Source organism: Streptomyces sp. NPDC008086 (genome assembly GCF_042957325.1).
Taxonomy (GTDB): domain Bacteria; phylum Actinomycetota; class Actinomycetes; order Streptomycetales; family Streptomycetaceae; genus Streptomyces.
The window spans coordinates 398957-419786 of record NZ_JBIBIA010000006.1; the positions used below are offsets into that span (position 1 = coordinate 398957).

Genomic DNA, 20830 nt, shown 5'->3' on the forward strand with positions numbered 1-20830 from the left:
GGCAACGCCGGTGGCCGTCGTCCGCCCGGAGCCGTTCGGCGGCAGCCCGCGACGTGCCCGTTTCGGCAGCGCGTTCCATGAGAAAGCAGCACCCCGACTGCCCCCGGTCGACAAAGGACAGGAAACCGTGACGAAAACCCTGCTCGCCGAGTTCACCGCCCGAGAGGGGGCGGAGGGCGAAGTCGCCCGCCTGATCCGGGACTACGCGCTGAAGGTGCGCGAAGAGGAAGGCAACCTGACCTTCGACGTCTTCACCAAGGCCGCCGACCCGCGCGCTTACTGGATCTTCGAGGTCTACCGGGACGAGGACGCCTTCAGGGCACACCTGGACGCCCCGTACGGTGCCCCGTTCAACGCCGCCCTCACTCCGCTGATCGAGGAGGACGCTTCCGTGCTGACGTTCCTCGACCCGCTGGCCGCGCATCCGTGACAAGCGTGGAGTACGCGGCCCCTCGCGGGCGTACGGACCTCTGACCCGTCACCGCCAGATGGACCTCAGCTGCCACGCCTGCATGCGCTCGAGGGTGGCGGCGCCGCCCTCGGCGAAGACCTCGACGCCGGTGCTGGAGGGGTCGGGGAAGATCTGGTCGGTGATCACTGCCTCGCCGCTGCCGCCGAAGACCTCGACGGACGACCGGTCGACGAGGATGCGAAGCTTGACCTTGCCGTTCCTGGGCTTCAGGGGCGCGGTCTGCACGCTGTTGGAGAAGGCGTCGGAGAAGGCGTTGTGGAAGTCGACGGCGCCGGAGCGGGTGCGGTCGACGTACAGCTCCTCGGCCGTGGTGTCGTAGCCGATGACGGTCTCCTCGCCGCCCGCTCCGGTGCGCACCTTGAGGCCGAAGCGTTCGGCGTCCTTGAGGGAGAAGGTCGCCTCGATGTCGAGCGCCTCGCCCTTGCCCGCCGGGGCGATCAGGGGCTTGGAGGTGCTCTTGACCGTGACGCCGTTCGCGGTTGTCGGGCGCTTCTCCCGCAGGGACTTCACGCTGTTCACCGGCTTGCTGGTCAGCCGGACGCGGCCGTCGACGGTGCGCAGGGCCATCTCGCGGGGGATGCTCTGGGCGCCGCGCCAGGGGGAGGTGGGGATGGCGCCGGCGTAGTCCCAGTTGTTCATCCAGCCGATCATGTAGCGCTTGCCGCCCGGCGCGTTCTCCCAGGACACCGCGGCGTAGTAGTCCTTGCCGTAGTCGGTCCAGTCGGCGAGCTGGACGGCGGACTTGGCGGGCTTGTCGGCGGCGGTGAACTGGTCGGCCATGACGTGGCCCCAGCCGGCGGTGTTCATGTCGACGACCTGGATCCGCGCCTTCTTGCCGACGTACGGGCGCATGTCGAAGGAGGCCCAGTCCAGGCTCTCGCTGTCGGTGCCGGTGGCGCTGCGGACGATCTTGCCGTCGACGAGCAGGTTGACGGACGTCTCCTGGGAGACAGGCGTGGCCAAGGCGTCGGACATCACGATGTGGTCGACGTTGAGGTGGCCCCAGCCGCCGCCGTTGTTGTCGACGATCTTGATCCGCGCCTTCTTGCCGGCGAGGTCGCTGACGTCCCAGGAAGCCCAGTTGAGCGCTTCCGCGTCCTTTCCGGTGGCGCTGCGGACGACCTGGCCGTCGACGAGGAGTTCGACGGCGGTGGGGTTGTCGGAGCCGGCCGGGTGGTTGCCGCCGCCGATGAGGAAGTTGATGTGCTTCTTGTCGATGGTGAACTCGGGTGAGGTGAGGGTGCCGGTGGCGGCGTCGCCGTTCAGGAAGGTGTTGGCCAGCCCGTCTCCCAGGAAGCCGGAGACCTGTTGCTGGCCGGGGAGGGTGCCGGTGGCCGGTGCGGCTCCGAAGGCGTCCCCGGTCGCCGTCCAGTCGCCGTACGTTCCGCCTTCGAAGTCGGCGAGGACCGTGCCCTCGGGCGGCGTCCCGTCCAGGACGGTTCCGGCCTCGTGCGGATGCCGCCCGCCACCGATCTTGAAGTTCAAGTAGGGGCTGCCAACGGTGAATTCGGGTGAGGTCAGGGTGCCCGTTGCGCCGTCACCGCCGTGGAAGCTGTTGGCGAGGCCCTTGCCGTCGAAGCCGGAGACCGCCCCCTGCCAGTCCACCGACCCGGTTGCCGGTCCCTGGCCGAACGCGGTACCGGTCGTTGTCCACTCACCGAAGCCGGCGCCTTCGAAGTCCTGTACCACCGTGCCGGTGGGCGGGGTGTAGGTGCCCTTGTCGTCCGCGGTGAACTTCTTGCCGTCGAAGTCGCCGACGAAGTACTGGGCAGCCGAACCACCCGCGATGCCACCGGGGTTGATGTTGACGACCAGGACCCACTTGATCTTCTTCCTGTCTCCGTCGACCGCGAGGGGGAACAGGTCCGGACACTCCCACACGCCACCGGTCGCACCGGCCGGCCCGAACTCGCTCTGCAGCTCCCAGTCCTTGAGGTTCTTGGACGAATAGAACCGCACCTTGTGCTCGGCGGACAGCGACACCGTCATCAGCCAGCTCTTCGTCGGCGCGTACCACTGGACCTTGGGATCGCGGAAGTTGGTGGAGCCGATGTCGATGACGGGATTGCCCTGGTACTTGGTCCAGGTGCGGCCCCGGTCGGTGCTGTAGGCGAGCGACTGGGCCTGCTCGCCGCCGTCCTTGTAGGCGCTGGTGTAGATCGCCACCATGGGCGGGTTCCTCTTCGTGCCGAACCCGGTGGTGTTGTTCCAGTCGACGACCGCGCTGCCGGAGAAGACCATCTCCTCGGCGTCGTGCGACAGGGCGAGCGGCAACTCCTCCCAGTGCACGAGGTCCTTGCTCACCGCGTGCCCCCAGGACATGTCGCCCCAGGCGTTCCCGTTCGGGTTGTACTGGTAGAAGAGGTGGTACTCGCCCTTGTAGTAGACGAGGCCGTTGGGGTCGTTCATCCAGTTCTTCTCCGGAGTGAAGTGGAACTGGGGTCTGTAGGTCTCGGTGTACGTCGGGGTGTCGGCCGCGACGGCCTGCGGGGCCAGCGGGGCTGCCGACAGGGCGCAGACGGTCGCCACCGCCGCCATCATCCGTATGCGGGCATGCCGGGATACGCGTGCAGCGCTCATGGTGTCTCCTAGTCCCGCGGCTCGTCGGCGCAGCACCGACTGCGGCCCCGGCGCGGACGAACTGAAAGTGACATCCCAGGCAGGCGTCGACGTCCACGCCGCCGCCCAGGGTGTCATCGATGACTTGTGTCATCGATGACATCGAGTGCCCGATTATGAGGCGCAGTCCGGTGACCGCGTCAACGGTCCGGACGTGATTGCGTCCTTCCGCGGCGGGCCGGGGTGAGTAAACGGCCAGGTCAGGGCGGCGATTTGGGCGGCGAACCGGCAGACTTCCGCGGCCTCGTCGAGACCGGGGAGCGGTCGCGGGTCGAAATTCGTGTGAACGAGTTGTTTCCGGTGTGTTGACCGGTCGAGCCTCTCGGTGCTTCACTGCCGGAACCGCTACCGGAACCGGTTCCGGAACCGATTCCGGTAGCGGTTCCACATGACTCTGTACGATCGGCACCTTCGGTGCGGGAGGAAGTCTTCCGCCTCTGCAGGAAGGGAGGGAGGTGACATGGGAGTCACCATCGCTGACGTCGCCGCGCACGCCGGGGTCAGCAAGACGACGGTCTCGCGGGTGCTGAACGCCAAGGGCGAGATCAACGAGAACACCGTCCTGAAGGTCCGCCAGGCGATCTCGGAGCTCGGCTATGTGCCGAGCGCCGGGGCAGTGGGGCTCGCACGCGGCACGACACAGATGATCGGCATGCTGGTCCCTGACATGGCCTGGGCCTGGGCCGGCATCGTGCAGGCGGTCGTCGAGACGCTGGAGACCGAGGGCTTCGGACTGCGCATGCTGACCGTCAACCGCGGTGAGGAGTCACTGCGCAGGCTGGGTCTGCAGGTCGCCGCCAAGTCGTTCGACGGTCTGCTGGTGATCGAGCCCGAGGGAGCCCTGGCATCCATCACGGAACTGCACGAAGCCGGGCTGCCGGTGGTGCTGATCGACGACCGCTTCCAGCGGCCGGGATTCCCCTACGTGGCCACCACCAACCGGGAGGGCGGTGAGCAGGCGGCACGCCACCTGCTGGACCTCGGCCGCCGTCGCCCGCTGGTGGTGACCGGTCCCGAGGAGTACGGCTGTACTCGGGAACGGCTGGGCGGCTTCGTCGACGTCTATGCGCAGGCCGGGATCGAGCTCGACCAACGCCACATCATCCGCGGCGACTTCCTGTTCGAGAGCAGTCGGAGCGCCATCGCGCGGGCTCTCGCGGACGGTGGGGAGTTCGACGCGGTCTTCGGGCACAACGACCCCTCGGCGGCCGGCGTGCTCGCCGCCTTGCACGAGGCCGGCCTGCGGATTCCGCAGGATGTCGCCGTGGTGGGGTTCGATGACGTCGAGCTGGCGTCGTACACCTATCCGGCACTGACCACCATCCGCCAGCCGATGCGGGAAATGGGCGAGGCAGCTGCCCGTCTGCTGCTCGACCACGTGCGCAGATCGCCGGAGGCAGCCCCCTCGCGCATCATTCCCACCAGCCTCGTGATCCGTGGCTCGACGTTAGAACCACACTCGAACTGACGTGACGGCATCGCGCTGCGCAGGTGATGGTGCCTCGCAGCCGGGCGGTGCGTTGCCAGCGACGCACCGCCCCGTGTCCCTGAAACCTCGGCGAACCACTCCGCCCTCGCTTCCCCACAACCCCTTGCGGCTCGCCTGCGTTCACGCGGCACCGCCCACCCGCACCTCTCCGCCCGTGCGTGCCCGATCCGGACACCGAACGGTGCGCCTGGCACACCCGCCCGGCCGCCACCCACTCCGCGTCGATGCTCCAGCCGCCACCCACGGTTGACCGCCGATGCCGCTGCCACCGCAGACGGTCTCCCCTCATGCGGTGATCCATCCGGGCGTCCGCCCGCTCCCACCCTTCGCCGCCCCCCGCCTCTGTATCGCTCAACGGCTAGGAGCCGCACCATGCGCATAACAACCCGTCACGCTGTCAGAACCGTCCAGACCCTGTGCGTCACCGTCACGGCGGCCCTGGTGGCCACCGGCTGTGGCCGGAGCGAGGATTCCGCCCCAGGCAAGGACGCGCCCGCCGAGATCGGCGCGGGCAAGGCCAAGGGGACGGTGGTCATGTGGAACCTGGGCGACATCGAACCCGCCCTGAAGGACATGGCCAAGAGGTTCGAGCAGGAGAACCCGGACGCCGATGTCAAGATCACCTCGGTCCCGTGGGACGGCGCCCATGACAAGCTGACCACCGCGATAGCCGGAGGCAACACGCCGGACATGTCCATGGTCGGGAGTACCTGGATGGCCGAGATGGCCGCCATGAACGGCTTCCAGGCCACCCCGACGTCGATCAAGTCGTCGGACTTCTACCCCGGCCAGTGGGACACCACCAAGTACAAGGGCGCCTCCTACGGCGTCCCGTTCACCGCCGACACCACGGTGGTCTACTACCGGACCGACCTCACCGAGAAGGCCGGCATCAAGGGCGCCCTGGCCGGCGACCGGGAGGGATACCTGAAGGACCTCAAGGCCATCCAGGCCACCGCGGGCAAGCAGAACCCCAAGCTGCGCAACGCCACCGGGCTGGTGATGGGCTTCAACTCCTGGGTCTTCTGGGTGCCGATGGTCTGGCAGCAGGGCGGTGACATCTACGACGCCAAGACCAAGAAGTTCACCTTCGACACGCCCGAGGTCGCCAAGGCGCTGGAGTACTGGGCGAGCGTCCCGAAGGACGGCCTGGCGCCCACCGACAGGTCGGACAACGTGCAGAACTTCCGGGACGGGCTGATCGCCACCTATCAGGAGGCCGCGTGGGCCGGTGCCAGCTTCCACAAGGACGCCCCGGAACTGGACGGCAAGTGGAAGACCATGCCGGTGCCCTACTCCGAGCAGCCCGCCGGGTTCGCCGGCGGCACCGACCTGGCCGTGTTCAAGGAGGCCGAGAACCCCGACGCGGCCTGGAAGTTCGCCCGGTTCCTGACCGAGCCCGCCAACCTCGCGGCCTATGCCAAGGCCACCGGCGGCCTGCCCCCTTCGCCCCAGGCGTGGACGGACGGGAACCTGAGCGCGGACGAGAACATGAAGCCGTTCGACGAGCAGCTCAAGGTCAGCAAGGCGCCGCCCGCCATCACGACCTGGCAGCAGATCGCCGACGCCATCGACTCCGAGCTGGAGAAGCTGGCCCTCGGCAAGGCCACCGTCGCCGACGTGCAGAAGGCGCTGCAGTCCAAGGCCACCAGCATCGGCACCGGCCGCTGAGCGCCACCGCCATGAGCACCCCTCGTACGGACGGATGACATCCATGTCCACGAAAACGCTCCCCGGGCGGAGCGACAACGACCAGCAGAGCACCGCGCGGCCGGAGCGGCGTGCCGTACGCCGGCACGCCCCGTTCCGGGGCATGGCGCGCGGCAGACAGGCCCGGGCCGCCTGGATCCTCGCCGCGCCCTTCCTCGCCCTGTTCGCGACCTTCATGCTGCTGCCGCTGGTGTGGTCGCTGCTGATGAGCCTGACCGACACCAGCAGCGCCGACCTGCGCACACCGCTGAACGTGTCGTTCATCGGCCTCGACAACTACGTGCGGCTCTTCCAGGACGAGCAGTTCTTCACGGCCCTGCGCAACACGGCCGTGTTCGTCCTGGTGGCCCTGCCCCTGACGCTGGCCGCCGGGCTCGCCGCGGCGGTCGCCCTCGACCGCGGCATCCGGCGCTTCAGGGCCGTCTTCCGGGTCGGCTTCTACCTGCCGGTGATCACCAGCATCGTGGCCGTCGCCGTGGTGTGGAAGACGCTCCTCGAACCTCGCGCGGGACTGGTGAACCTCGTCCTGGGCTGGTTCGGGATCGACGGACCGGCCTGGCTGGCGGACACCCGCTTCGCGCTGCCCGTCATGATCGTGATGGCGGTGTGGCGCAACCTCGGCACCGTCATGATCATCATGCTGGCGGGCCTGCAGTCCGTCCCCCAGTCCTTGATGGAGGCGGCCGAACTCGACGGCGCCGGCGCCTGGCAGCGGTTCTGGCGGGTCACCTTCCCGCTCCTGCGTCCGGCCCTGCTGCTGACCGCCGTGACCACGGGCATCGGCTACCTGCAGTTCTTCGACGAGCCGTTCGTGATGACCGACGGGGGACCGCTGGACTCCACGCTGTCGGCCACGTTGTACGCCTACAAGCAGTTCGGCAACGGCAACTACGAGATGGCGTCGGCCGCCAGCTACGTCATCTTCGTCCTCATCGTGGCGCTGACCGTGCTGCAGTTCCGCGTGCTGCGAGACAAGGACTGACGACCCATGAGCACCCTCTCCACCCTTCCCACGGCACAGCCGGGCACGGACCGCGTGCTGAGGCGCCGCCGCATCCGCCGGAGCTGGGGTCAGCCCTGGCTGTATCTGCCGCTCGCCGGCGCCCTGCTGCTGATGATCGCGCCGTTCCTGTGGATGCTCTCCGGCTCCTTCAAGCCCGAGGCCGACATCCGCAGGGTGCCACCGGTCCTGATACCCACGGCGCCCACGACCGCCAACTACGGTGAGCTGTTCAGCTCGCTCGACTTCACGAGCATGTTCGCCAACTCCGTGATCGTGGCCCTGGCCGTCACCGCGGGCAACCTGATCTTCTGCTCGATGCTCGGATACGCCCTGGCCAAGCTGGAGTTCCGGGGACAGCGCGCCGTCTTCCTGCTGGTCATGGGGACGCTCATGATCCCCGGCCTGGTCACCTTCGTACCGCTGTACGTGCTGGTGGCCAACATGCAGCTGACTGGCTCCCTGTTGGGGCTGATCCTGCCGTTCCTGGCCGGCCCCTTCGGGGTGTTCCTGATGCGGCAGTTCATCTCCACCCTGCCCGACGAGCTGATCGACGCCGCCCGCGTCGACGGCTGCCGCGAACTGGCCATCTTCTGGAAGATCATCCTGCCGCTGACCAAGCCGGCCCTCGCCACCCTGGGGATCATCACGTTCCTCGGCTCCTGGAACAACTTCCTGTGGCCGCTGGTGGTGGCCCAGAACGAGAGCCAGTACACCCTCCCCGTCGGCCTCGCCCTGGCCAGCAGCGGACAGTCCTTCACCCGCTTCGGCATCCTGCTCGCCGGTGCCGTGGTCGTCCTGCTGCCGGTGATGATCGTCTTCCTGATCTTCCAGCGCCAGTTCGTGGCCGGCATCGCCACCACCGGCCTGAAGTGACACCGGGCTCGCTCCCGTCCCGCCGCCTTGAGTGCGGTTCGGCCGCGCCGCAAAGGGGCGCGGGGGCTGTATCGGTTCGCGGCCCCGCCCCGTGAGCGCGACCAGCCACGACGAGTCCGCAGACGAACGACGGCGCATCGCGGCCTTTCCAGCGGAGCGCTCAGCGGCGGGCGGCGGTGTCCTTGCGGCAAGCGTCCGCCGCAGCCGATCAACTCTCTTACCCCGTACGACTCATCACTTGGAGAACACAGTGGGACAGCCGGTCCGCTCTGCGGCGTACCTGGATCAGGAAGCTCCCGTGGAAGCGAGGATCGAGGACTTGCTGCCGCGGATGACCCTGCCGGAGAAGGTCGGGCAGTTGCTGATGCTCGACGCGCAACACGGGGACCTTGAGGACATCGTGTCGGCCAAGCTCGCCGGATCGGTCCTGCACGTGTCACCCGACCTGATGCCTCAGGCCATGGAACTGGCCCGGCGGACCCGGCTCGGCATTCCGCTGCTGACAGCCGACGACGGCATCCACGGCCACTCGTTCTGGCCGGGCGCGACGATCTTCCCGACCCAGCTGGCCATGGCCTGCACCTGGGACCCGTCCCTCCTCCATCGGGTGGCACGAGCGGCCGCGACCGAGATCGCGGCGACCGGAATCCACGGGACGTTCTCCCCGGTGCTGTGCATCACCCGTGACCTGCGCTGGGGCCGGATCAACGAGACGTTCGGCGAGGACCCGTTCCTGATCGGCGAACTCGGGGCGGCGATGGTCCGCGGCTATCAGGGCGAGGGCCTCAGCGACCCGACCGCCGTGCTGGCCTACGCCAAGCACTTCGCGGGCTACTCCGAGACCCTCGGCGGGCGCGACGCGAGCGAAGCCGATCTCAGCCCGCGCAAGCTGCGCTCGTGGTTCCTGCCCCCGTTCGAGCAGGCGGTTCGGGCCGGCTGCCGCGCCTTCATGCTCGGGTACCAGTCGATCGACGGGGTGCCCATCACCGCGAACGAATGGCTGATCAACGATGTGCTCAAGGGCGAGTGGGGCTTCACCGGCACGCTGGTGACCGACTGGGACAACGTCGGCCGGATGGTCTACGACCAGCGGACCTGCGCCGACCACGCCGAGGCGGCGGCGGTCGCCGTCAACGCCGGCAACGACCTCATCATGGCCACCCCCGCGTTCTTCGAGGGCGCCCAGGAGGCCGTCGCGCGCGGCCTGATCGAAGAGAAACAGATCGATGACGCGGTGCGGCGGGTTCTGCGGCTGAAGTTCGAACTCGGGCTCTTCGAGGACCCCCGCACCCCCGACCCCGAGCGGCAGGCACAGGTGATCGGTTGCCGCGAGCACGCCGACCTCAACCTCGAGACCGCCCGACGCTCCCTGGTGCTGCTGCGCAACGAGGGCATCCTGCCCCTCGAGGGCGGGCTGACGGCGGACGGATCCGGCCGCGCCGCGAGTGGGGGCGTGCCTCGGACGATCGCGGTGATCGGCCCCAACGCCGACAGCACGGAAGCCATGCTCGGCGACTGGGCGGGCGCCACCGGCCAGGTCCCCTGGATGCCCGAGGGACATCCGCGCGAGTCGGTGGAGACAGTGCTCGACGGCCTTCGCGCCGTCGCACCCGCCGACTGGACCATCACGTACGCCCGCGGAGCTGACATCGCCGACCCCGCCTCCACCTCCGAGTGGTCCCTCGGACCCGACGGCCAGCCACAGCCGGCCGTTTTCACCCCCGCCCCGGTCGACCAGGCACAACTTCGGGAGGCCACCGCAGCCGCGGAGGCCGCGGACTACGCCGTCGTGGTCGTGGGAGACAGCATCGACCTCACCGGCGAGGTGCGCTCCACGGCGACGCTCGACCTCCAAGGCGGCCAGATCGCACTGCTGGACGCGGTCGCCGCCACCGGCACACCGATGATCGTCGTACTCGCCCAGTCCAAGCCGAGCACCCTCCCGGACTCGGCACTGAACGCCGCAGCACTCGTCGAGGCGTTCAACCCGGGCATGCGCGGTGGCCGCGCCGTCGCCGAGCTCCTTCTCGGACTCATCGAACCCAGCGGCCGGCTCCCGGTCTCCTTCGCCCGCCACGTCGGACAGCAACCGGTCTTCTACAACCAGGTGCGAGGCCAGCACGGGAACCGCTACGCGGACCTCACCCAGGACCCCCTGTTCGCGTTCGGCGAGGGCCTCACCTACACCAACGTCACCTACTCCGACCTGGTCGTGCACACCCCGGACGTCACCGCCGACGGCACCGTCAACGCCACGGTGCGACTCACCAACAGCGGCAGCCGCCCGGCACGGGAAACCGTCCAGGCATACATCAGCGACCTGACCACCACCGTCACGTGGGCCGAGCAGGAGCTCAAGGCGTTCACCCAGGTCGACATCCCTGCCGGCGAAAGCCTGGACGTCCGCATCGGCATCCCCGCCGCACAGTGCTCACTCGTCACAGCCGACAACCAACGAGTGGTCGAACCAGGTGAGTTCGCGATCCGCGTCGGCCCCAGCTCACGACGGGAGCGGCAACTGAGCGCGGAATTCCGCATCCGGGCCTGAAGCCTGCATCCGGCCCTGAAGCCCGTATCCGGACCTGAAGCCCGCATACAGGCTCGAAGACCCCCGCCCCGCCGGCCTGCCGCCCCGCCGAACAGAGGGCCGGCGGGGCGGGCACCATCTGCAATATCGAAAGGCACGCGTGTGTCCACCACACCCCGCGATGAGCACTACCCCGTGGCGCACCTGCGCCCGCCCCGCAACTGGCTCAACGACCCCAACGGGCTGGTCTTCCACGACGGTCACTACCACGTCTCCTACCAGTACAACCCGTACGGCGCGACACACGCGAACCTGCACTGGGGGCACTTCCGCAGCCCCGACCTGCTGAGCTGGGAGCCGCTGCCGATCGCCCTGTCCCCGACGCCCGGCGGCGTGGACGGCGACGGCTGCTTCTCCGGCAACGCCGTCTCCGACGGCGACCGGCTCGTCGCCTTCTACTCCGCCCACCTCGTGGAGCGCTCCCCCCAGCACCAACCGGTCACCTGCGCCATCTCCCACGACGGCGGCAGGACCTTCAGCCCGCGGCGCGAACTGCTCATCCCTGAGCTGCCCGAGGGGTGCACCATGTACCGCGACCCGTACGTCTGGCAGGACGGCGACGGCTGGCGGATGCTGGTCGGCGCCGCCCTCGCGGACGGCCGCGCCGCCGCCCTCCTGTACGACTCGCCCGACCTGGAGACCTGGACGTACCGAGGGCCTTTCGCGGCCCGCGAGAAGGAGCCGATCAGCGGCACGGACCTGCTCACCGGTGAGGGCTGGGAATGCCCCCAGTACCTCCCGGCGGCCGACGGACGCGGCGCCCTCATCTTCAGCGCGTGGAACCTACCGACGGGCCCGCAGAGCGTCGCAGCCCTGATCGGTGAAGAGCACGACGGCCACTTCACGGCCGGCCCGGCGGTACCCACCGACCACGGCCCCGACTGCTACGCCCCTGCCCTCCTGCGCGCGCCGGGCGACCGGTGGCTGCTGTGGGGCTGGTCGTGGGAGGCCCGCGACGAAGCCTGGGCCGTCGCGGACGGATGGGCCGGCGTCCTCACCCTCCCCCGTGAAATCCACGTCGACGACAACGGCACCCTGCGTCAGGAGCCCGCCACCGAACTGCTCGCCCTGCGCGGCAGGCACGTCATGCACGCCGAGGGCGAGACGTATGGCCCGCGGTCAGTGGACCTCGGCAGCGTGGACCGGGCCTTCGACCTGACGGCACGTATGGAGGCGACCGCAGAAGCCGGTCTGCGACTGCTCACCACCCCGGACGGCTCCGAGTACCTCGACATCCGCTTCGACACCGAGGCGGGCGAACTGGTCGTCGACCGCGATCACGCCTCACTGGACCTCAGGGCACGCGGCGGCTCGTACCGGATGCCCTGTCCAGTCGGTCGGCCGGTCGAACTGCGTGTTGTCGTCGACCACTCCATCGCCGAGGTCTTCCTGACCACCACCGGCCAGGCCCTCACCCTGCGTTTCTACCCGACCGGGCAGGGACCGTGGCGCATTCAAGCCCGCACCGCACCGGGGACGCGCCTCGGCTACGCGGTCGACGCGTGGCAGCTGCACCCGCTCGTGATCAAGGAACCGGGCACCGGCGCGTAGCCCCGCGCCGACGTCCACTGCCGTCGCCGTAGAGCCGACCACAAGTCGGACACTCCTCCCCCCACTCGCATTGCAAAGCACTCGCACAACCGGTCCGAAGGAGGACTTCGATGAGTTCATACGGTCTCGGACGACGCCAGTTCCTCACCACCGCCATCGGCGTCGCGGCCGCCTGGACCCAGGTGTCCGGGAACGCCGTCGCCGCCCCGCAGCGGGAGGAGGTCACACACGACAACTCCGTGAGCGTCTGGCTGACAGACGTCTCGGCCGACAGGTGGGTCGCCCGCCAAAGCGCCGTGCGCTTCGAGACGAGGCGAACGGCCAACCCGCTCACGATCAAGATCGACGACAGCGTCAAGTACCAGCGAGTCCAAGGCTTCGGTGCGGCCATGACCGACTCCTCCGCCTGGCTTATCGACAAGCTGGCAGAGGCTGAGCGGGCCAAGCTGATGCAGAAGCTGTTTCACCCCTCGAAGGGCATCGGCCTCAGCCTGCTCCGTTCCCCGATGGGCGCCACGGATTTCAACGCGTCCGGGAACTACTCCTACGACGACATGCCTGCGGGCCAGACGGATCCGACGCTGTCCAACTTCACCATTCAGCATGATGAGCCGTACATCATTCCTGCACTGCGGCAGGCTCTCTCGCTCAACCCGTCCATCAAGGTGATGGCCAATCCGTGGAGCCCACCAGGCTGGATGAAGACATCCGACTCCATGATTGGAGGCACTCTCAAGGGTGAGTACACGTCCGCGCTCGCCAACTACTTCGTAAGGTTCATCCAGGCGTACGGCGAGGCCGGCGTGCCCATCTCCTACATTTCGCCGCAGAACGAACCCATGGGCACACCCTCCTGGCCCGGCATGTTCCTGTCCGCCTACCAGGAATCCGAGTTGATTCAGGAGATCGGCAAGGCTTTCGAGGCCAACGGAATCTCCACCAAGATCCTGGCCTGGGACCACAACTGGGATGTGCCCTCGTATCCCGAGACGATTTTCAGCGACCCCGCTGCCTCCCAGTACACCGCGGGAACCGGATGGCACATCTACAGCGGTGACCCGACCTCCCAGACTGTGGTCCACAACGACTACCCGGGCAAAGAGAACTACATCACGGAAGCCACCGGAGGTGTCTGGCAGGACAGCAAGCAGACAGCGTTCGGTGAGGCACTGGGTACGTGGATCATCAAGGGCGTGCGCAACTGGGCGAACGGGGTGATGCTGTGGAACATCGCGCTCGACCCCGATCTGGGTCCGCTCAACAGCGACACCGGCGGTATACCCATGTGCCGGGGCCTGCTCACGATAGATCCGGCCGACGGACGGGTGTCCTACAACGTGGACTACTACGCCCTCGCTCACGCCAGCAAGTTCGTCGAGCCTGGAGCACGGCGGATCTACTCGAACACCTTCGGGGACGGAAGCATAGAGAACGTCGCGTTCCAGAACCCGGACGGATCGAAGGTCCTGATCGCGCACAACTCGGGAAGCGCCACGAAGACCTTCAGCGTCGCCGACGGGACGCAGTCGTTCGACTACACCCTCAACGCCGGCGACGCCGTCACTTTCACCTACTCCGGTCCTGCGCAGCGCGGCCGCACCCCTGCAGCGACCAAGGTCTCGGACCCGACACACGACTTCACGTTCAAGTCGCCATCCGGCCCGGTCACCGTCACGTACGATCCGGCACTCCTGCCCCACCAGAATTCCATCCGCACCGGAAACAGGCTGCTCACGTACTCCCTTCCGATCGGCGCTTCCATCCAGACGACAGGAAGGGCGCTGAGCCGTAGCAAGTGGACCGCCACGGCTTCGGCGCAGCCGGATTGGGGTGTGGCCGCGAACGCGATCGACGGCGACGTCAACACCACATGGAGTCTCGGGCACGGGACGACGAGCGGCGACTGGTTCCAGATCGATCTGGGAAGCCCCACGAGCTTCAACAAGATCGTCCTCGACACCGGGGTGAACAACTCGTTCGACTACGTCACCAAGTACCAGATATACGTGTCGAACGACGGTGCTGATTGGGGTAGCGCGATCGCGAGCGGCAGCGGAGGCATAGGAAAGGTGGCCGTCACGTTGTCCGCCCGGACGGCGCGGTACATTCGCGTCGTCAGCACTGCGGCATCCGGTTTCTGGTGGGCAATCGGCGATATCGAGGTGTACGGGTCTTCGCGTGGAACCGGTTCGATCACAGTTCCGACGGCGGTATCAAACGGCCTGCAACTGAAGACCTGGACCAGCAAGGAAGGGGCACAGGTCACCGTAGTGTTCAACGGGACCGCCGACAGCAAGAGTTTCAAGATGTCCACCGACGGCTCGTACGCCTATACGCTGCCAAGCGGGACCTCGGCGATGTTCACCACCAGGAAGCTGTCGAGCTTCCCGACGCCGGTCTTCAGCAGCCTGACTCCGGAGCAAGGCATGCCGCGCTCCAAGTTCACGATTCGCGGATCTGGCTTCGGTGACGCGCAGGGGCTGGGTACGGTCTATTTCGGATCAAGCTATGCCGAAATAGACAGCTGGTCGGACACGAGCATCAGCGCCTACGTTCCGAAGGGACTTCCCTCGGGGAAGGTCATGGTTTCCGTGAAGGGAACCAGCGGAGTGAATGCGGGTCGATCTTCGTTCGACGTCATGGATCTGGGTCCTGCGCTGCCGCGGACGGGTTGGACCGCAAAGGCTTCCGACGCAAGTCAGTCGGATGCGCCCGGAAACATGCTGGACGGCAATTCCGACACCCGGTACAGCTCCGGAACGGGGCAGTACGATGGCCTCTGGATCCAAGTGGACATGGGGCAGACGCAGACGTTCGACAAGATCGTGCTGGATGTCGGCGGCAGTGTCAGCGACTATGCGCGAGGCGTAGACGTGTACGTATCCGCAGAGGGAACCGACTGGGCCAAGGTCTCTTCCGTGACAGACGGCCAACGAGTCCACCTCGTTTCCTTCCCGGCGCAGACGGCTCGCCACATCAAGGTCGTGAACACCGGGAATGTTGCGCGTAGCTGGTGGTCCATCGCGGAATTCAACGTCTACAACTGACCTCTGGATTTCACGCGGGCGAACGTTGACCTCGCCCCGACGACTGGGAGAGTCCTCTGCCTGTCGGGCGGTCAACCAGCCCCTGGAGACGCTCCTGGGTGGAGGGCGGTGCGCACCGCCCTCCACCCAGCGCGGTGCGGCACCCCTTGCCTCTGACACCGAGCACCTCTTTCGTCCCGCTCGGTCACAAGCTCCTGTGCTGCGGTGTGAGGGTGGCGCAACTGAAGTCCCGACGGGGTCTAACAGTGCGGAAACCGGCCGATACGGAGGCCGGACTAACTTCGTCACCATGAGGGTGTGGAGGCCATTCCGACCGTTGCCTGGCAGGCTCGGCGCAATCGCCAAAAGCCGTTTACGCAAGGGGGGTTCCGGGCGCCACCACCGTGACCGAACCATTTCCGGACGTCGGCCGATGCCTGGCTGGCGCAGTATCAGAGGCCGTGTCGCGGTGGTCATCACGGTCCCGATCTGCTTGTTGCTCTCGGTGGCCGGGCTGGCCGTTCACGGCCGTGCCGAGGCCTTGGGTGACGCGCGGACGACCCGTGCCGAGGTCGGCCTCAGTCTGCGGGTCCAAGCGCTGGTCCACCAACTGCAACGGGAACGCGGCCTGACGAATGGCCTATTGGGCGGCGAGGAGAGGTTCCGCAAACCACTGGCCGCTACGCGCAGGCAGGTCGACACGGCGCTGCGCGGAATGCGCCCCGAACGCGCCGTCGAGGATGTCATCCAGCGGCACTTGCGGCGCCTGGCCGCCATCCGCGCCGCCGCCGACAGAGCGACCGTCGGCACGGACGCCGCCGCCCGGACCGCCACTCTCACCTTCTACACTGCCGCCGTCGACGCCCTCAACGCCGTCGACCCCGTGGCGGCGACCGCGGCACGCGCAGACCGTCAACTGGGTGACGGACTCGCGGCGTTGCGGGAACTGGCCGCGGCGAAGGAGTCCGTCGCTCTCGAACGCGGGCTGCTCAACGGTGTGTTCGCCGAGGGTGCCTTCCGCGGCCGCGAGTACCTCGCCTTCACCGAGGCGCGCGCCACGCGCATCACCGCCCTCGCCCGCTTCCGGGAGGTCGCCTCCGCGCCCCGGCGCGCGGCTCTGAAGAACGTGTTCGGCACCGAGGAGGCCCAACTCGCCACCACCTACGAGAATCAGGCGGAAGGCGCCGCGGACGGTTCCGCGCTGCGCGCCGACCCCGGCGTCTGGTGGGACGCGATGACCGTACTCGTCGACGATCTGTACGCCGTCCAGCAGGCGGTCGGTGACGAAGTACGGGGTCGGGCCGACCGGCTCAGTCACGACGCGGAGCTGGCCCTTGGCGCCTACCTCGTCGCCGGAGCGCTCATGGCCGCCCTCGTCGCGGGTCTCGCCGCCTTTGCCTCACGTTCCCTCACGCGCCCGCTCGGCGCGCTCGCCGAGGCCGCCCACGACGTGGCGCGGCATCGGCTGCCCGCGACCGTCGCCCGTATCCAGCGGTCCCCGCAGGAGCACGAAGAGTTCCTCCCGCCGGCGGATGCCCCGGATGCCCGCGAGGCGCGGGCGCTGGCTGGCGCGGCGGAGATCGCCGAGGTGGCGGCGTCCCTGCGCCAGGTGGAACAGACAGCGCTCCATCTGGCCGCCCAGCAGGCCGGCCTGCGCCGCAACACCACCGAATCGCTCGCCAACCTCGGCCGCCGCAACCAGAACCTCGTGCGGCGCCAGCTCAGCCTCATCACCCGCCTGGAACGGCAGGAACTCGACCCGGACGCCCTCGCCGGACTCTTCGAGCTCGACCACCTCGCCACCCGGATGCGGCGCAACGCCGAAAGTCTGCTGGTCCTGGCCGGGCAGAATCCGCCGCGGCCCTCGGCAGCGTCCGCCGACGGCCTGGAAGTCGTCCAGTCCGCCGTCGCCGAGGTGGAGCAGTACCGGCGGGTCCGGATCGCGGCCGTGGAGCCGGTGCGGGTGCGGGGGCACGCCGTCGCCGATGTCGCCCACCTCCTCGCCGAACTCATCGAGAACGGGCTGAACTTCTCGCCCCCGACCGAACCGGTCGAAGTGCACGGCTGGTACGACACCGAGGACGACACCTACTGCTTCGCAGTCGTCGACCACGGCATCGGCATGTCCGAAGCCGACAAGGAACGTGCGGGCGCCCGCTTCCGCGACGCCGGTGAGGAAGCCCTTCTCGCCGCACCCACCCGGTTCCTCGGCCACCTCGTCGTCGGCCGGCTCGCCCACCGCCTCGGTGAAGGCGCGCAAGTCCACCTCTTCGACACCACCGGGGGCGGCCTGTCCGCACTCCTTGCCCTTCCCGGGCGCCTGCTCGCCCCCGCGCAGAACAGCTCCGCCACACCCCCACCCGCCAGGCCGGCTGTCTCCTCCCTGCTCAACGGCTTCCGAGCAGGTGTCGCCCGTGCCGAGGCCAGAAGCACACAAGGAGTGTCATCGTGACCACCGCCGTCCAGAGCTTCGGCTGGCTCATCTCGGAGTTCGTACGCACCACCGACGGCGTCACCGACGCCGTCGCCGTCTCCTCCGACGGTCTGCTCATGGCCGCCTCGGACAGCCTCGGCCGGGATCGCGCCGACCATCTGGCCGCGGTCGTCTCCGGTATCACCAGCCTCGCCCAGAACGCGGCGACGGCACACGGCTTCCACGGCATGAAGCTCGTCATGATCGAGATGCTCGGGGGCTTCCTCATGGTCGGTCGCATCCGCGACGGCAGCTGCCTCGGCGTACTCGCCGCCGAGGGATGCGACGTCGGCCTGGCCGGCTACGAAATGGCCGTCCTCGCCGACCGCGCAGGCGAACTGCTCACCCCGCAGTTGATACGCGCACTCAACTCCGCACCCGTGGCCGCGGGCTGACCGCAGCGCACTCCGACCACCTGCGTCTCGGGACCGGTCGTGTGCGGACCGGTCTTCCGGCCCAACCGACCACAGTCCACACGGGAACCCAAGTCTTGGTCTGCGTCCACTCAAAGCGGTAATGCGTGGTGCCCCCGGCAGGATTCGAACCTGCGACACCCGCTTCAGGAGTGAGATCGAATCCTTGCCGGGTGGTGCCTGACAGTGCGCGCGATGCTGTTTCTCCTGGTCAGAACCGCACGGCGAGCCACTTGAACCGGCTCATGCCGCCCAGTATCGGGCCGTCCGCCCACGCATCGCTCACGCGCCGGCGCCTGCTGAGCAATGCGTGGGTCGGACCTGGCCGAGGTCGATCTCTACCGGGAAGGGGGCCACGACCTTGAGGATGCCGGTGAACACGTCTGAGTCCCGGTAGGTGTTCGTCACGGCGGCGAGAACGTAGGTGTACACGAGGGGAACGCCTGTCGCGGCATGCTCCATCCGCCGGGAGAAGCCGATGCCTGCCTTGGCGTACTGGTCGACCTTCACGATCCGGTCGGTCTCCGAACCGGGCAATACCACCTCCGCGACCAGCCGCACGTGCTCAGGGCGGGTGGGGGGTGATGTCGATCGTGTCGGCGCGGTACACGACGACCTCCGGGTGGCGATTGGTGAGCGGGACGTCCTGGAGTCGGACGTCGAAGCCAGTGTCGGGCGGCATGGTCCGCGTCCATGATTGCCGCGGTCGGTTCCGCTGCCTCCGTCTCGCCCAATCAGTCCCGTAGTCGCACCTTCTGTAACCGATCCAGTTCGTACCGTTGACACCTCACCTGCTTCCCCTTACCGTCGCGCCAACATTTCGAACAGGTGGCTATATTTCGAACGTTGAAAGGCGAGTGCCCTGTGCGTTGCCGGAACAAGCACGCATCTGGTCGGGGCGCGGCACCGACCTGAACCAGCCACGGCGCACGGCCCTGTCTGAAGTCCGGTCCGTCCAGGGCGCGTGGGGCCTACCCCAACGGCACCCGTCCGGGACCCGACCTTCCATGCCGCCCGGGAACGGGTGCGGCGCGTCCAGCTCGTTCTCGACCTGCCCGCCGACGGCCCGGCAAGCTCCACCGCTTTTTCCTCGACGTCTGGCACACCGTCAACTCCTCACCGACGAGAAGAACAAGGAACTGTCACGATGTTCAATCGAAGAGCCGTGCTCGCAGGAGGCGCCTCCATCGCTCTCACCCTGTCCGCCTGCGGTAGGGACAGTGAGGGCGGCTCAGAGGACAGCTCCGAGGGCGGTACCGTCGGCATCGCCATGCCGACCCGGTCCTCCGAGCGCTGGCTCACCGACGGCAAGAGCGTCGTCGATGACCTCAAGGCCAGGGGGTACAAGACCAAGCTGGTCTACGGCGACGACGACCCGAAGGCACAGGTCTCACAGATCGGGAAACTGATCCAGCAGGGCGTCGCCGCGCTGATCATCGCGGCCATCGACAACAAGTCGCTGAACAGCGTGCTGCAGCAGGCCGCCGACGCGGAGATTCCGGTGATCTCGTACGACCGGCTCATACTCGGCACCAAGAACGTCGACTACTACGTTTCCTTCGACAACGAGATGGTCGGCCTGATCCAGGCCCACTACATCATCGAAAAGCTCGGCCTGGAGGACGGCAAAGGCCCTTTCAACATCGAGTTGTTCGCCGGCTCTCCCGACGACAACAACACCAAATACTTCTTCGACGGTTCGATGACTCACCTGCAGCCGTTCCTGGACAGCAGGCAGTTGGTCGTCCCGTCCGGCGAGACCGAACTCGAACAGATCACCACCCCGCGCTGGGACGGGCCCACCGCGCAAAAGCGCATGAGCGGCATCCTCACCAAGTGGTATCGCAGTGAGAGGATCGACGCGGTCCTGTCGCCGTACGACGGCATTTCGAGGGGCGTCCTGGCCGCGCTGAAGTCGGGCGGCTACGGCTCCGGCATCAAGCCCCTCCCGGTCATCACCGGGCAGGACGCCGAACTGGCGTCGGTGAAGTTGATCGTCGCGGGTCAGCAGTCGCAGACCGTCTACAAGGATGTCCGCCGGCTCGCCGAGGCCGCCGCAACCATGGTCGACGACCTGCTCAAGGACAGGGTGCCGTGGGTGGACGACTCCACGGGTTACAACAACGGAGTCAAGGACGTGCCCGCAGTCCTGCTGCAGCCCACGAGCGTCGACAAGACCAATTACGACACCCTCGTCACGGACGGCTACTTCACCGCCGACGAGCTCAAGTAGCGGCACGGCCTCTACGTGATTACGCCTGCACGACGCTCACACCCTCCTCCCGTCGGCGGTTGGAGTCGTGCCCGGCGTGGTGACGGACAGCCTGGGCCACCCCGAGATCGGCCTCACCATGGTCGTCTGCACGGAGGTCGCCCAGGACACCCGGCTGAAGGAGGGGCGGGGTTCGGTTTGGGCCGCGCCGGGGGCTCGGCCGGGGCGGCGGCGTTCGTCGTCACGTGGCCCAGCGCAGACCGCGACTGAGCGCCGGCCGCCGAACGACATGGATCTGGCGGATGCCGTTCGCGGCGAGAGGCTCGCAGACGTGTTTTTGTCCGGTCGCCGCGTCGCCCTTGCCGTGGCGTCGGCCTTCGTACTGTTCACGGCAGTCTCCAG

12 protein-coding genes and 1 pseudogene are annotated in these 20830 nt (G+C 67.8%); 11 read left to right on the top strand and 2 right to left on the bottom strand.

The genetic code is table 11. From position 1 onward, the window contains the following. The first annotated feature begins 127 nt into the window (after positions 1-127). Complete coding sequence (locus ACFZBP_RS23200) at positions 128-430, top strand: antibiotic biosynthesis monooxygenase (RefSeq protein ID WP_391415707.1); 303 nt, start codon at positions 128-130, stop codon at positions 428-430. A 48-nt stretch (positions 431-478) separates the two neighbouring features. Here ACFZBP_RS23200 and ACFZBP_RS23205 read toward each other — a convergent pair whose 3' ends face one another. Then, a complete protein-coding gene (locus ACFZBP_RS23205; protein WP_391415710.1) occupies positions 479-3052 on the bottom strand; it encodes a GH32 C-terminal domain-containing protein in 2574 nt (857 codons plus the stop codon). Between the two features lie 499 nt (positions 3053-3551). Here ACFZBP_RS23205 and ACFZBP_RS23210 point away from each other — a divergent pair, with 499 nt between their 5' ends. The 9 genes from ACFZBP_RS23210 to ACFZBP_RS23250 all read left to right on the top strand — a co-directional run bounded on the left by ACFZBP_RS23210 (position 3552) and on the right by ACFZBP_RS23250 (position 18198). Continuing rightward, positions 3552-4559 (top strand): substrate-binding domain-containing protein, encoded by a 1008-nt coding sequence (locus tag ACFZBP_RS23210; protein ID WP_391415712.1) that lies wholly within the window; start codon positions 3552-3554, stop codon positions 4557-4559. Between the two features lie 393 nt (positions 4560-4952). After that, entirely contained in the window at positions 4953-6251 is a 1299-nt protein-coding gene (locus tag ACFZBP_RS23215; RefSeq protein ID WP_391415715.1) for an extracellular solute-binding protein, read from the top strand. 43 nt (positions 6252-6294) lie between these two features. Further along, positions 6295-7272, top strand: a complete 978-nt coding sequence (locus tag ACFZBP_RS23220) for an ABC transporter permease subunit (protein ID WP_391415717.1) — start codon at positions 6295-6297, stop codon at positions 7270-7272. Between the two features lie 6 nt (positions 7273-7278). After that, positions 7279-8166, top strand: coding sequence for an ABC transporter permease subunit (locus ACFZBP_RS23225; protein ID WP_391415719.1), 888 nt, complete (start codon positions 7279-7281; stop codon positions 8164-8166). A 250-nt stretch (positions 8167-8416) separates the two neighbouring features. Next, positions 8417-10714 carry a glycoside hydrolase family 3 N-terminal domain-containing protein gene (locus ACFZBP_RS23230; protein WP_391416093.1) on the top strand — a complete coding sequence of 766 codons (2298 nt, stop codon included), beginning with the start codon at positions 8417-8419 and terminating at the stop codon, positions 10712-10714. A 141-nt stretch (positions 10715-10855) separates the two neighbouring features. Further along, entirely contained in the window at positions 10856-12304 is a 1449-nt protein-coding gene (locus ACFZBP_RS23235) for a GH32 C-terminal domain-containing protein (RefSeq protein ID WP_391415720.1), read from the top strand. A 110-nt stretch (positions 12305-12414) separates the two neighbouring features. Then, the gene (locus ACFZBP_RS23240; protein ID WP_391415721.1) at positions 12415-15351 is read left to right on the top strand and encodes a discoidin domain-containing protein; all 2937 of its coding nucleotides are present in this window, start codon (positions 12415-12417) and stop codon (positions 15349-15351) included. 448 nt (positions 15352-15799) lie between these two features. Then, a complete protein-coding gene (locus ACFZBP_RS23245; protein WP_391415723.1) occupies positions 15800-17782 on the top strand; it encodes a nitrate- and nitrite sensing domain-containing protein in 1983 nt (660 codons plus the stop codon). Beyond that, positions 17779-18198 carry a roadblock/LC7 domain-containing protein gene (locus ACFZBP_RS23250; protein ID WP_383447793.1) on the top strand — a complete coding sequence of 140 codons (420 nt, stop codon included), beginning with the start codon at positions 17779-17781 and terminating at the stop codon, positions 18196-18198. Before ACFZBP_RS23245 ends, ACFZBP_RS23250 begins: the two co-directional genes overlap by 4 nt. A 300-nt stretch (positions 18199-18498) precedes the next feature. Here ACFZBP_RS23250 and ACFZBP_RS23255 read toward each other — a convergent pair. Further along, positions 18499-18889: pseudogene (locus ACFZBP_RS23255) on the bottom strand (Uma2 family endonuclease); the annotation flags it as partial. 474 nt (positions 18890-19363) lie between these two features. Between ACFZBP_RS23255 and chvE the strand changes: the two are divergent. Continuing rightward, positions 19364-20449, top strand: a complete 1086-nt coding sequence (gene chvE / locus ACFZBP_RS23260) for a multiple monosaccharide ABC transporter substrate-binding protein (protein ID WP_391415726.1) — start codon at positions 19364-19366, stop codon at positions 20447-20449. Positions 20450-20830: the final 381 nt, after the last annotated feature.

Bases quoted from the DNA above. Each gene is read 5' to 3' on its own strand.
- ACFZBP_RS23210 (WP_391415712.1), top strand. From the start codon at position 3,552: ATGGGAGTCACCATCGCTGACGTCGCCGCGCACGCCGGGGTCAGCAAG.
- ACFZBP_RS23240 (WP_391415721.1), top strand. From the start codon at position 12,415: ATGAGTTCATACGGTCTCGGACGACGCCAGTTCCTCACCACCGCCATC.
- ACFZBP_RS23205 (WP_391415710.1), bottom strand. From the start codon at position 3,052: ATGAGCGCTGCACGCGTATCCCGGCATGCCCGCATACGGATGATGGCG.
- ACFZBP_RS23215 (WP_391415715.1), top strand. From the start codon at position 4,953: ATGCGCATAACAACCCGTCACGCTGTCAGAACCGTCCAGACCCTGTGC.
- ACFZBP_RS23225 (WP_391415719.1), top strand. From the start codon at position 7,279: ATGAGCACCCTCTCCACCCTTCCCACGGCACAGCCGGGCACGGACCGC.
- chvE (WP_391415726.1), top strand. From the start codon at position 19,364: ATGTTCAATCGAAGAGCCGTGCTCGCAGGAGGCGCCTCCATCGCTCTC.
- ACFZBP_RS23220 (WP_391415717.1), top strand. From the start codon at position 6,295: ATGTCCACGAAAACGCTCCCCGGGCGGAGCGACAACGACCAGCAGAGC.